Annotated in this window: 10 protein-coding genes; 5 read left to right on the forward strand and 5 right to left on the reverse strand. The window is 62.2% G+C overall.

The window, feature by feature from the left end:
* Positions 1-7: 7 nt before the first annotated feature.
* Positions 8-1,060, forward strand: coding sequence for a DUF4352 domain-containing protein (locus EKN07_RS10745; protein WP_126146384.1), 1,053 nt, complete (start codon positions 8-10; stop codon positions 1,058-1,060).
* Between the two features lie 280 nt (positions 1,061-1,340).
* The gene (locus EKN07_RS10750; RefSeq protein ID WP_108714729.1) at positions 1,341-1,877 is read left to right on the forward strand and encodes a hypothetical protein; all 537 of its coding nucleotides are present in this window, start codon (positions 1,341-1,343) and stop codon (positions 1,875-1,877) included.
* A 122-nt stretch (positions 1,878-1,999) separates the two neighbouring features.
* Here the strand turns inward: EKN07_RS10750 and EKN07_RS10755 are convergent, their stop codons facing one another.
* Complete coding sequence (locus EKN07_RS10755; protein ID WP_241228185.1) at positions 2,000-6,424, reverse strand: DUF3418 domain-containing protein; 4,425 nt, start codon at positions 6,422-6,424, stop codon at positions 2,000-2,002.
* 135 nt (positions 6,425-6,559) lie between these two features.
* Here EKN07_RS10755 and EKN07_RS10760 point away from each other — a divergent pair, with 135 nt between their 5' ends.
* The 3 genes from EKN07_RS10760 (at position 6,560) to EKN07_RS10770 (ending at position 9,883) form a co-directional block, all read left to right on the forward strand.
* Positions 6,560-7,822, forward strand: a complete 1,263-nt coding sequence (locus EKN07_RS10760; protein WP_164546660.1) for a glycosyltransferase — start codon at positions 6,560-6,562, stop codon at positions 7,820-7,822.
* Positions 7,815-8,603, forward strand: coding sequence for a PIG-L family deacetylase (locus EKN07_RS10765; RefSeq protein ID WP_206435722.1), 789 nt, complete (start codon positions 7,815-7,817; stop codon positions 8,601-8,603). The genes EKN07_RS10760 and EKN07_RS10765 overlap by 8 nt, the downstream gene beginning before the upstream one ends.
* A 206-nt stretch (positions 8,604-8,809) precedes the next feature.
* The gene (locus EKN07_RS10770; protein ID WP_126146387.1) at positions 8,810-9,883 is read left to right on the forward strand and encodes an endonuclease/exonuclease/phosphatase family protein; all 1,074 of its coding nucleotides are present in this window, start codon (positions 8,810-8,812) and stop codon (positions 9,881-9,883) included.
* 107 nt (positions 9,884-9,990) lie between these two features.
* Here the strand turns inward: EKN07_RS10770 and EKN07_RS10775 are convergent, their stop codons facing one another.
* The 4 genes from EKN07_RS10775 to EKN07_RS10790 all read right to left on the reverse strand — a co-directional run.
* Positions 9,991-10,401 carry a hypothetical protein gene (locus EKN07_RS10775; protein WP_126146388.1) on the reverse strand — a complete coding sequence of 137 codons (411 nt, stop codon included), beginning with the start codon at positions 10,399-10,401 and terminating at the stop codon, positions 9,991-9,993.
* An 85-nt stretch (positions 10,402-10,486) separates the two neighbouring features.
* Entirely contained in the window at positions 10,487-10,768 is a 282-nt protein-coding gene (locus EKN07_RS10780; protein WP_108715876.1) for a WXG100 family type VII secretion target, read from the reverse strand.
* Positions 10,769-10,940: 172 nt separating this feature from the next.
* Positions 10,941-11,261 carry a WXG100 family type VII secretion target gene (locus EKN07_RS10785; RefSeq protein WP_164505493.1) on the reverse strand — a complete coding sequence of 107 codons (321 nt, stop codon included), beginning with the start codon at positions 11,259-11,261 and terminating at the stop codon, positions 10,941-10,943.
* 957 nt (positions 11,262-12,218) lie between these two features.
* A partial coding sequence (locus EKN07_RS10790) for a DUF4352 domain-containing protein (protein WP_206435723.1) occupies positions 12,219-12,748 on the reverse strand: 530 nt, incomplete at its 5' end.

Raw genomic sequence — 12,748 nt, forward strand, 5'->3', positions numbered from 1 at the left:
AGTGGCGATGAGTCAGTCTAGTGGTGGGTTCGGTGGGCCGGAGTCGCAGCGGTTTGCCCCGCCGAGTCAGCGGGCCGCAGGCCAGCAGGGCACACCGCAGCAGCCAGCGGTGCCGGGGCAGCCGGGGCAGTGGGTTCCGCAGGGTTCGCAGCCGCAGGCTCAGCGTTCGCAGTATGGGCAGGCCGCTGCTCCGGGGCAATATGGGGCTTCGTATCCGAGCGGCCAGCCCGGGTGGTTTGGTCAGTCTGGTTCGTATGGTGCTGGTGGCGGTGCGGGTTCGTATCCGGGGGCGACTGGCGGTCAGGCGCCGTCGTCCGGTCAGTTCGCGGGTTATGGTTCGTATGGTGCTGGTGCCTATCCGGGTGGTCCGGTGGGGCCGGGGCAGCCGCTTGTGGGTGGTGTGTTTGGTTCTGGTCCTTCGGGTCGGCGTGGGTTCCCGGTGTGGGGCTGGGTTTTGGTGGCGGTCGCTGCTGTTGGTGTTGTTGTGGGGATTCTGTTTGCCACTGGTGTGTTCGGTGGCGGGGATAAGGAAGCTGACCCGACACGGACGCCGAGCGCCGTGGCGGAATCATCGCCGAGCAGTCTTTCGACGACGCCGTCGGAAGATACGACAACACCAACGCCGACCTCAACAACTCCTGTGGCTGAAAAGATTGATGAGTATACCGCGCGGGTGAACTCATTGAACCTCGAAGCTGTTGAGTATAACCCGGATGCAACGGAGCAAGTCTTGAAGGACCCAAGTAAGGTGCTTGACAGCCCGACGGAAGGTCAAAAGATTGTCGGTGTGAAATTCAAGATAAAGAACATTGGATCTGAACCGATGGATCCATTCAGTGATCTCGGAGGCCCCTATTTCTATACCGCTGATGGAGAACTCTATCCGTGGTTTGGATATTGGGGTGACGGTGCGCTGATCCTTGTAGGAGAACTTAGTCAAGGTGAAGAAGCGGAAGCTTGGGTGTACTTCGACGTTCCACAGGACTTCAGCCCTGAATCGGCAGAGCTGCAGCTGTGGGCGCACGGGGATTCGGAACGCGTGAGAATTGCCGTTCCATGACGGTGGTGCAGCGCCCTTGCAGTGTTACGAGTGCTCCACGAGCCAAGGCAGGTGAAACTGGCTCTTGCACGTAAGAGAAATCGTGCTTCGCCAGAGTTCACTGCCGCTTTCTGGAGTCACCGAATCCGAAGTGGATGATCTCCATCCAAGCGATGAAACAACGTGGTGAGGGCAATCTTGGAGGGGCGATTACACCGGCTCGGGAGGGGGATAGAGCCCGTGATGAACAGGCGATTCGGTCCAGCAGGTGTGGGCGTGCGAGCGGAAAAGGAGCGCGGCGGTGACGAGTGACAATTCGGACTCGACCTTCGCGCCGCGCGGCGCATCGGATTCGTATGCACCACCGTCTGCCGAGGATGTTCTGTCAGCGACGTATCCGCAATGGTTATGGGGACGAGCTCGGACCGGCCCTCAAGAAGTGGACGGCAAAGAAGACCTCGCATCAATAGGGGATCAACCACCCGCTGCGCGACAGCCAGTCGACGCTCCTCAGGCGCATTCCGCATCAATCGACGGCATGGCGCCGTCGTCGGCTGCGGCACCAGATGGAGAGAAAGCCGCCGGGGCGGACGAGACGACGTCGTCGCAAACAATTGATCCGTTGACACAACTGGCCCCGGGCACTCACCCCCGCGACCTGAAGGTGCTTATTGCGGCGGTGATCGTTTTGTGCATCGTATTGGTGATGCTTGCTGTGGATCGCAACAAGGAAACTGACAGCGGCTCGGCGGCGTCGCCGCTTCCTTCCCCTACGGTATCCGTGCCCACTACCGCAATACCTGCGCGGGCCACACCGCCGATTTCAACGGTCGGGTAAGTTGTGATACCGGCTCCAGCCGCATGACGCAGCCAAGAATCCACAGCGGCCGCACAGCGGTCAGTACCAAGGGCCGGCACCGAGCGAGCGGCTGCTACGGCGCGGAAGAAACAGAGCAATGGCTAGGCGCGCAGTAGTTTCTCGATTCGTTTGGCTGAGACTTTGCCCTGGGTGCCCAGTTCCTGCGCAAAAAGCGAGACGCGGAACTCCTCGAGCATCCAGCGAAGTTGCTCCCTTGTGCGGCGGTCGAGCTGCGCCGATTCCACCTTTTCGGTGACATCCTGAATCTGCCAGGCAAGGGAGTCATCACGAGAGGGATTAGTGGTGGCCTTCTGGATGCGTGCATAGGCGGCTTTGAGATAGCGGACCAGGTGGGGAAGCTGTTCCTGCGGTGTCGCACTGACGAACCCTGCCGGAACGAGGTTGCTCAACTGTGTGCGAATATCGGCCAGAGTTGCCAACAATAGCGGGGAGCGGCTCTCTTTGATCCAACGCGCCACCGGTTCGTACTGTGCGCAGATCTCTGCCACCGTCAGTGCTAGCCGGTGTACCTCATCCTCGTGGCGATCACGCGCCCAGCTACATAGCGACTCCCACTGGGCACGCTGCCGCAGTTCGCCCGGCTCGACGTCGTTCTCATCGCACCACTGATCGAGGAGATTACGTGCGGATGCCAGTTGGAGATCCGTGACCAGCGCTGAGGTCGTCGGATAGGGGCTTGAGGCCAGCGCCAGCGACTGTGTGCTGTTCCAGCGTGACGTGATACGTGCTTCTGGCAGCTCCAACTTTCGGGCGAGCAAGTGGTAGACCCCGCGTCTGTGTTCGTAGGCTTGGTCGGCAGGATCCGCAAGAACATCGAGGCTGAGTTTCTGGCCGCGTGCAACGAGCGCGGGGTATCCACGCACCGTCATGCCTCCCGGTCCGGCAGATTCCATCGAAGCGGGGATCTGCTCCTCGGGCCAATCGTTGACCTCATCCCATTCGGCTTTGCCTGCGGGCGCCGGCAGACCCCTTTTCGCCTCGTCGAGGGCCTGAGCGACGGCGCCTTTGACTACGGATTCGACGGCCGAATGGGTTTGCGGTGCGAGGGAGCTTTGCAGATACTCCAAGCTCGTGCTTTCGTCGAGAACGGCTCCGCGCTCGGAACGAACTCGGAAAAGAACCTGCAGATGGGAGGGAAGTTCGGTCTCCTGCCAGTCTGCTGCGCTGATTTCCACCCCGCGCAGGCGATGTACGGCGGATGTGAAGGCCTGCCGGTAGGGAAGGCTGGTGTCCAACAGGCCCAGCACTTCGCGGGCCACGTCCGGTGCCGGTACCAATTGGCGCCGCACCCGCTTGGGTAGGGCCCTAATCGTTCCTCTGACGAGCTCCTCTCGCATTCCCGGTACGAGCCAGTCGAACCCCTCGGGGGAGACCTGCGGAAGCAGCGTAACAGGAATGGTAACCGTCATGCCGTCATTAAAGGCTCCCGGGTTGTAGGAGTAACTGATGGGGAAGGTCAGATCGCCCTGTACCCATGCGGTGGGATAGTCGGAATCGCTGGCGTCGGTATCTCCCACTAGTAGTTCACTGGTGAAGTCGAGCAAATGCGGGTCGTCCTGCCGCGCCTTCTTCCACCAGGAGTCGAAATGTCGCCCGGAGACGACCTTGGTGGGAATGCGCTCGTCGTAAAAGGCGGCGAGGGTATCCTCATCGGCCACAATGCCCCGGTGGCGCACCTTCTCTTCAATTTCCGCGGCTTCGCGCAGTGCATCGGCGTTGCGTTGCAGGAACTTGTGGTGCGTTCGCCACTCTCCCGCGACCAGGCCGTGATGGATGAACATCTCGCGGGCCTGTTCACGTGCCGATTCTGTACCCAGGGAGGCCAGCAACACGGGACGGTCGGCAACCAGCGTCATGCCGTAAAGCGTGACCTTTTCCTTGCACATGGCGGCACCGTTGCGTGCTGACCAAAATGGTTCGGAGTAGGAACGCTTTGTCAGATGTTTCGCCAGGGGTTCAATCCAGCGCGGCTCGATCGCGGCAACGGTGCGCGCGAAAAGGCGTGAGGTCTCCACGAGCTCGGCGGCCATCACCCACTCCGGTGTGCGGCGATGTAAGCCGGATCCCGGCCAGATTACGAAATGCGTGCCGCGAGCGCCGGCATAGTCTTTAGTTCGCTGGTCGTAGGATCCCAGGTTCGACAGCAGGCCCACCAGTAGTGAGCGGTGGATTGCGGCGGCTTCCGGGGTGTCGGCAGAACGGCCCAGATTGCGGCAGGCTGTTGCGACGGCGGCGGAGGTGGGGGTGCCGTCGGCAGCGGGTCCGGTTGCGGTGTCGCGTGCCGCCCGGATCTGCGCCCGTGTAGGAAGTGCGAGCTTGTGCAGGGTGAGGCCGAGGGGGCGCGCCATTTGTTGCAGTTGCGCGACGACGTCGGCCCACTCCCGGTAGCGCAGATAGTTCAGGAACTCGGCGCGGCACATGCGCCGGAAGGCGGAACCGGAAAGCTCGCGTTGCTGCGTGTGCAAATACCGCCAGAGCGTGAGGTAAGCGAGAAAATCAGAGGAACGGGCGGTGAAGCGCGCATGGAATTGATCGGCCTGGGGGCGTTTTTCTGCCGGTCGCTCACGCACGTCCTGCACGGATAGTGCAGCAACAAGGATCAGTACTTCGCTGGCACAGCCGTTACGCTCTGCTTCCAGCAGCATGCGCCCGAGGCGTGGGTCAATCGGCAGGCGTGCCAACTGCTTGCCGATACGCGTTAGCCGCAAACCGCCGCGGGTGTCCAGGGCGCCGATTTCCTCTAGCAGTTGGGTGCCAGCGCGTACTGCACGCGTCTCCGGCGGGTCGATGAAGGGGAATCCGCTAATATCCCCGAGTCCGAGTGAAACCATCTGGAGAATCACCGAGGCGAGCGAGGTGCGCTGGATTTCCGGTTGGGTGAATTCGTCCCGGCTGGCGAAATCTTCCTGGGAGTACAGCCGAATACAGATTCCGTCCGCCACGCGCCCACAGCGCCCGGCTCGCTGGTTGGCGCTTGCTTGTGAAACAGCTTCAATAGGAAGGCGTTGCACTTTCGTTTTGTTGGAGTAGCGCGAGATACGGGCCGTCCCCGGGTCGACGACGTAGCGGATACCGGGCACGGTTAACGAGGTCTCGGCAATATTGGTCGCCAAGACAATGCGGCGGTGCCGATGCGGTGCGAAAATGCGGTGTTGCTCTGCAGCGGAGAGACGCGCGAAAAGCGGAAGCACCTCGACGGCCTGGGGAACGTTTGAGGTTCCGCCGGGAGCGACGTAGCGTTCTCGTAACTCGTCCGCCAGTGCGGCGTGCGTATCACGGATCTCGCCCTCACCGGAGAGGAAAACGAGGATATCACCGGGTCCCTCGGCCATGAGCTCGTCGCAAGCCTCGACAATGCCGGTAACCTGATCGACGGCGTCGCTTCGTCCCGGGGTTTCCGGCTTGGCGTGGACAGCGGATGGGATGACTGTGTTCGACCGGGCGAATGGTCTGGCCCGACCAGGTGGTGCGGATGGGGTGGATGACCAGCCGTGTGTTGCCTGCTGAGATGGGGTCAACCTATCCGTGGCGTGAGTTTCTTCGTATTCGTGCGGGCCGCCATCTTGACCGGTGAGAGGGCGGTAGCGTATTTCCACGGGATATGTACGACCGGATACTTCTATGACCGGCGCGGTATCGCCGGGTTTTCCTCCGTAGCGGTGTGCTCCGAAATGGGCGGCGAATCGCTCGGTATCAATGGTGGCGGAGGTGATAATGACTTTGAGGTCGGGGCGTCGCGGCAGCAGTTGCGCGAGGTATCCGAGAATGAAGTCGATATTGAGGGAGCGCTCGTGGGCTTCGTCGATAATCAGGGTGTCGTAACGCCGTAGTTCCGGATCTGATTGGATTTCCGCCAGCAAAATGCCGTCGGTCATCAGCTTGACGAGCGTGGTGGGGGAGACCTCCTCCGTGAACCGTACCTGGTAGCCAATGGGGCCGCCCAGAGGCACGTCCAGTTCCTCGCAGATGCGCTCCGCCACGGAACGGGCGGCGATTCGGCGCGGCTGTGTGTGCCCGATCAGCCCGGTGATGCCGCGGCCCAGCTCAAGGCAGATTTTTGGCAATTGGGTGGTTTTTCCGGAGCCTGTTTCACCGGCGACGACGACCACCTGGTTATCGCGGATGGCGGCGGCGATCTCCTCCCGGCGCGCCGAAACCGGAAGGTCGGGGTAGCTGATGGTGGGCCGGGCCGCATGGCGGGCAGTGAGCTGTTCGGCGGAAAATGGCTGGAATGCGGGGCGTGGCCGAGATGCCCGGCGTGTGCGCGATTGCTCGACGCGCTTGCGGTGGGAGGAATGCCTGCTGCTCCGACGGGGATGCGTGCCATGGTGGCTGGAGGTGCCACCCTTCTCGGCGCGAGTCTCCTCCTGGCCCGCGGCATGTTGCGGGATGTCGGCGTGATCCTGCGGGATGTCGGCGTGGTCCACCGGGCGCGCGGCGTGATCCTGCGGAGAATCGCGTCGGATACCGCGGGTGGCGTTTCTTCCGGGATGCTGATCTGTCATGACCGTGTTATTCTCCCACGTTACGCATCCCTTTTGCAGCGGGGAAATGGTTGGGGGTGCTTAGAGGTTATTTCGTGAGCCGTTCATCGGCGGCTCGGCATGCCGCTTGCCCGTGGTTGTGCCAGACTTATGCCTATGGCTGCACGATCCCTGCGAATCGCGTTGGTGTCATACCACACCTCGCCGTTCGAGCCGCTTGGCACCGGCGAGGCTGGCGGTATGAATGTTGTTATCGCGCACCATGCGCAGGAGTTGGCGGCGCGCGGTCACGAGGTGGAGATTCTGACGCGTCGCGCCGATACGTCGTCACCCGAGGTTGAGAATATCGCGCCGCGGTTGCGCCTGCGGTATCTACCCGCCGGAGAACCGCGACGTTACCCGAAGGGTGAGTTGAACGCTTTCGTCTCGGAGTTCAGCCGCGCGATGAGAGAACTGGCGCGCCGGGATGGCGTGGCGCCTCGCTGCCGGTGGGACCTTGTTCATGCACACCATTGGATGAGCGCTCTCGCCGCCGAGGAGACCGTTATCGGCGAGCGTCTTCCGCTCGTGTTCTCGTACCATTCCATTGCGGCACCTTGTGGCGCGACGCTTGCCGATGGCGAACCCGCGGAAAACCCGGCACGCCTCGCCGGTGAGGAGCGGGCTGCACAGTTGGCGCACAGGGTGGTTGCGGTATCCCAGTACGAGGCCGCTACCGTTGCCGAACGCTACGCGGCGTGCAGCGAACAGATCACGGTGCTGTTGCCGGGCGTGGACTGCGACATGTTCCATCCGTTGGCTGAAGATCCGCCCGGTGTTGTTGGGGCTCCGCCCGTTGATGAGTTGCTGCCGGAGGGGCCCTACCTGGCAGTGGCCGCGCGACTACAACCCCTGAAGGGTATCGATCTGGCGATTGAGGCGGTGGCGCGGGTGGAACCGAAACGCCGACCGCCCCTGGTGATCTCAGGGACCGCGGCGGAAGACTATTCCGGATACGAGAGTGCTCTGCGGGAAGGTGTTGCCCGACTAGGGTTGCATGACGATGTGCGATTCATAGGTGCATGTGCCCGAGGATGCCTGGCGCGGACGCTGCGCCGCAGCCTGGCCGTTCTCGTTCCGTCCCATACCGAGACCTTTGGTCTCATTGCCCTAGAGGCTGCGGCGTCGGGTGTACCGGTTATTGCCTCCGAGGTGAGCGGGTTGCGGGAGGCAGTTGTACATGGAAAGACGGGGTTGTTAGTGCCAAATCGCGATCCGGCTTCCTGGGCGGCCGCGATTGAGTCGTTGGTAAACGATCCGGATTACGCCGCTAGGCTCGGGGATGCAGGGCGCCGGCGGGCGCTGACACTGTCCTGGCAGCGGGCGGTCGACGGGCTTGAGAAGGTGTATGACGAGGTTGTTGAGGAGTTCTATGCCTGAGATTCGCCGGGCCGTCGTCGTACATGCGCATCCGGACGATGAGACTTTATCAAGCGGTGCCCTACTCGCGGCGTGGGCACGTTCCGGTGTGCAGGTCACAGTCGTCACCTGCACACGAGGAGAGCGCGGCGAGGTGGTTCCCGGAACTGCCCGTGGCAGTGCGCTTTCCGCTCAGCGGATAGGGGAGATCCGCGCGGCGCTCGCGGTACTATCCGGCGACGGCGTTCCGATTGCGCACGTATTTCTCGGTTCTCCCCCTGCCCGTGTGCAGGGGCAGGGCCCGCGCAACTACAAGGATTCTGGCATGCGCTGGGTGAAGCCCGGGGTGGCGGGCCCGGCCGACGAGGCCGACGAGGATTCGTTCACGAGTGCGCCACGAGACGAGGCGACGGCGGATCTGGTGGCACTGTTAGCGGAGGTGCGGCCGGACGTCGTCGTCGGGTACGACGCCGGAGGCACTTATGGCCACCCGGATCATGTGAGAGCCTACGAAATTACTCGCGATGCCGCACGCATCGCCGGAATGCAACGGCTGGAGATCGTTTCGGATGTTGCGCCGGACGATCGGGCGGCGGGCGATATGCACCTGGACGACGCGCGGCGCGATGCTGGTGCGTCGAGGGAAGGCGATTTCGTAGACTTGCCGGAGTTACTACCGGTTGTGACCGCAGCTCTGGAGTGCTACCACACGCAACTGACCGTGCGCGACGGCGTTATCGTGCATGTGGGTGGGCAAGTACAGGAGATTTCCACACATGTGCGGCTCGTAGCGGCCGAATAGGAGGATGCTGTTGCTGACCTTGGAACGTGCCGTTGCCTCGCGAGTTTGCCGATGCCTTGCGAGTTTGCCGATGGCATGAACGCCACGGCTGGTGATGTGGGAATACGCCTGTCACCTTGCGGGGTGGTGAAGGCCCTAGCCCGGTGTTAAGCATTGGGCCTGAGTTGCGCCTGAGCACTGGGAACGTAAGCAATAGGGAGGCAATTGTGAGAATCACGCCCATGAAGATCGTGTGGGGAGTGCTCGCGGCAGTGGTTGTCGCGGTGGCCTTGGCGAGTGTGCGCCCGTCGGTGATCCCGCAGGCGGCGGAGCTGAGTCTGACGTATCCGTGGGTGGCCGTTGTCGCCGTACGTAGCTGGATCGTGTTGGTGCTGCTGGGCGCGGCCCTGTTCTTCCTGATTATCGGGGTTATCCGCCGAGTAATGCTGGGACGTGGCCGGATCGCCTTCACCCTCGCGCTCGCACTGGTTGCCATTGCCGGGCTGCACGGTGCCACGCTTTTCAGCCGGGGAATTTCCAATGTAGAGAGCCTTGCGCCCGATCCGGGGATTACCAGTATTTCCGAGGGTGACGGGTCGATTACGGTCCTGGAGTACAACACGTTGGGAAGTTCGACCGGCGTTCGTGAGCTTGCGGACCTGATCGAGGGGAATGGGGTCGACGTCGTCGCCCTGCCCGAAACGTCAACGCAGGCCGGTACGGAATTGGTGCAGGAGCTTGCAACGCGCGGTTTGGAGTTCCAGCGTTTTGACACGGACACCTCGGAGTACTCTTCCGACTACCAATCGACTGTGCTGCTGGTGTCGGCCGAGCTCGGTGAGTATGCGGCGAGTACTCCGTTTGCAGATGCGTCTACGACGACGGCTCCCGCTGTGCTGGCGGTTCCGGTAGATGGTGAGGGGCCGTCGTTCATGGCCGTGCATCCGATTGCGCCTTCTGCCGAGAAAATCGAGACCTGGCGGGCGGAGATCGAATCGGTATATCGGCTGTGCGAAGAGGATTCGAATCTCATTATCGCCGGCGACTTCAATTCCACCGCGGATCACGAGGCGGCGCTGCGCCTGCCCGTCAGGTGCACCGATGCGGGTGCCCAGGCGAAGGTAGCGGGGCTGGGGACATGGCCGAGTCGGCTGCCCGCATGGCTCTCCTCGCCGATTGATCGTGTGCTCACCAGCGGCGGCTATGAAGGTACGGAAGGTGCCGTTGTCAGCGTCGGTAGGTCTGACCACCGTGGCTTGCTGGTGCGATTGACCCCACGGGGTAAAGACGATGCCAATTGATACGGACGGGTGGATAGCGTGATACACCGGCGTTGCGGCTGACGGGTTGCGAGAGTCACTGATGGCTACCGGCCGACGGGTGGCGGGATCTCCGTCGGGTTGTCGGTTTAGTTTTCGGTGTAGTTGGTGATGTCTGGGATGGGGGTGTAGGTTCCGCCTGGTCGGACGCCTTCTTCCATGCGGGTGAGGCATTCGTCGAGGTAGGCTTGGAGTGCTTCGGGGGTGAGGTTGAGGGCGGTGGCGGTGTCTTGGTCGATGGCGTTGAGTGCGTCGACGGCGGTGTGGAGGGCGTCGAGTGCGTTGGTTAGGTCGCGTTCGGTGTCGCGGATAGCGGTGGCGGTCTCGCCACTAGTCTCGCCGTAATTTGGCGGGTAGAAGGCGACGACCTCGTTCTCGGTCCAATCCTCAGCTTCTGATTTCTCGTAAGAGGAGCGTAGGTCGTTGAATTCGTGGACGACGCCGTCGAGCCAGCTCATGGTGGCGGTGAGTTTCTCGGGATCGAGTTCGAGGTCTGCCATTGCTGGTCTCGTTTCTTGCTGGTTGCTGTGGGGTGTGGGGTGGTGTGTGGCCCCACTGGTGGGGTGGGGCCACACATGGGGGTGTTTAGCGGAAGCGGTTGGCTGCGCTTTGGTCGGTTTGGAGGTAGTTTTGGCCGGATGTGGCTACGCGTTGTGAGGCGGCGCGGAGGAGTTCGTTGAGTTCTTGGGCGAGTTTGTCCCATTGGGCTTGGGCTTCGGAGTAGGCGGCTTGGGCATGGCCGTCCCAGCGTTCCCGGATACCGTTGAGTTTGGACTCGAGGTTGTTCAGGATGTCATCGATACGCGAGTACGAGCTGGACATGCCCGAAGAGCCGGACTGTAGTCCCTCAAAATTGACTTGAATCATTAGTTCGTTTTCTTCCCTTGGTCGACTCGTGCCGAGAATCTGTGCCGGGCTCTCTCTCCACGACGGTGGGAATGGAACCGGTGACAGGGGCACGGTGGTATGTGGTTTGGTTTCGTATAGTCCGACCCCGCCTCACACCAGGCCGGATGAGACCTGGTGGCGGGGGTGGGGGTTAGCCGCCCAGGAGGCCTTGCATTTCTCCCCAGGAGGAGGACACGTCGGCTTCGGTGTCTTCGACTTGGGCGGCGGTGCCGGTCAGGTTGGAGGAGAACTCGTCGAGCACGGCGTAGAGTTTATTGACCCGCGTGTTCCAGTTTTGTTGGAAGTTCATGAACGCGGCGGCGCCGGAGCCTTTCCAGGCGGTGGCCCAGCCGGCGATTTCGTTTTCTAGGCGGGAGATTTCTCCGGTGAGTTCTTCTTTAGCTGAGGCCACGAGTTGGGCTCCTTCCCGGATCGCACCATCATCGCGTAGCTGGTTGGTGTTGATAGACAACGGCCACACACTCCTTCACATAATCCATTGGTGTCGTGCTTTGCCAGTATGTTGTGTTGCTGTGACATCCTGCTCGGGCCCGGAGGTGAGCGGGAGTTCTGTCACGTGTTCCTCACCCTAACCAGGCCCCGGCCCGGCCCGCTAGCCTGCCGGGCGGGTATCAATACCCATTGACAACACCAGCCACCCCATGCTAGCCACCCCACCCGGCACGACAGCCGGACGGTGGCCGGACGGTGGCCGGGATACCATCCGGATACTGGTCTCATGCCACGGAATCGTTGCTACCACGCCGGAAACCCGACACGCCCGTCCCCCCTTGGCAGGCATGCCCACCCACCGGGCGTGTACCACGCCGACTAGCGGGCATGACCGTCGACGAGTTACCCACACCACACCCAAATATCCCACCAAGTAAGACGGTCGCGTATCGATCCACGAGACGATCGCCGGCGTGGCCTGCGAGACGCCCAGTTCGACGAGTTACGCGATGAACGGTCATTACCGTACTTGTCTCATCGGGCCGCCCACGCGGAGGCAGACCTGCTCGACCTGTCCAAGGGTAGACCGGACCGGGTAACTCCGCCCGCGCGTAGAGACAGAGCAAGGGGTCACCTACCGCCGCCACCAGTGACCCAGCGGCCCGCCCACGCACCGAAACGAGCACGTCGCGGTGCATCGGTCCGTCTCCTGCCCAAACTCGTCCGCCAACGCATCGAAACAGGCACAGCCCACAACACGCCAACCCCTCAACCGCCAACACCAACGAACGGCATGGTGGTCATGGGGGCTCCGCTCTGCTCCGTGTTGTCGGTCGTTGTCGTTCTTCGCTTGTGGCTGGTTGGTTGTTGGCGGCTGGTTGGCTTCGGAGGGTGTGAAAAGCTATCGTTCCTCTTCACTACAGCGTGCACTTCTGATCGTGCTGTTGCCGCGCGGTCATGGTGGGTCGGGTTGGGGTTATGGGGTGGTGGTTGGTGTTGGTGTGGTGTTGGTGGGTTGTGGGTAGGGGACTTCGGTCCAGGGGGTGGGGTTGTCGTAGTCGCGTTCGTCGCGCATGTCGATGCCGGTGAGTTTGAAGTCGCCGCGGACTTCGTAGAACAGCCAGCCTTCCCCGGACTCGCCGGTCTCTAGTCGCGGGACTTTGATGAGGTAGTCGTCGCCCCTGTAGTCGGCGGTGTCTGCTTGGTAGGGCTCGTAGAGCGGGTGTCCGTTGGTGGTGCCGCGCAGGCGTACGGCGACGGCGATATAGGGGTCGGCCTTGTCTCCGGTGTTGGTGACGCGGAGTTTGATGCCCAGGAACCGTTGACCCGCGACGGTGATCTCTACGGGTGGGTCGTAGGTGGTCAGGTATTCGGTGACGTCGGGTTTGTATTCGAGGACTTCCACGCTCCAGTCCCCGATCTGGGTCACCCCAGACGTCGGCGAGGGCGTCGGTTCCGGCGTGGCCGTGCTTGGCGTAGGTACTGGGCTTGTCGTGTGGTCACTGA

The sequence above is a fragment of the Actinobaculum sp. 352 genome, from assembly GCF_003957265.1.
In the GTDB taxonomy this organism is placed as follows: domain Bacteria; phylum Actinomycetota; class Actinomycetes; order Actinomycetales; family Actinomycetaceae; genus Asp313.

Coding starts and splice junctions, on each gene's coding strand:
- EKN07_RS10745 (WP_126146384.1), top strand. CDS start 8: ATGAGTCAGTCTAGTGGTGGGTTCGGTGGGCCGGAGTCGCAGCGGTTT.
- EKN07_RS10755 (WP_241228185.1), bottom strand. CDS start 6,424: ATGACAGATCAGCATCCCGGAAGAAACGCCACCCGCGGTATCCGACGC.
- EKN07_RS10760 (WP_164546660.1), top strand. CDS start 6,560: ATGGCTGCACGATCCCTGCGAATCGCGTTGGTGTCATACCACACCTCG.
- EKN07_RS10765 (WP_206435722.1), top strand. CDS start 7,815: ATGCCTGAGATTCGCCGGGCCGTCGTCGTACATGCGCATCCGGACGAT.
- EKN07_RS10775 (WP_126146388.1), bottom strand. CDS start 10,401: ATGGCAGACCTCGAACTCGATCCCGAGAAACTCACCGCCACCATGAGC.
- EKN07_RS10780 (WP_108715876.1), bottom strand. CDS start 10,768: ATGATTCAAGTCAATTTTGAGGGACTACAGTCCGGCTCTTCGGGCATG.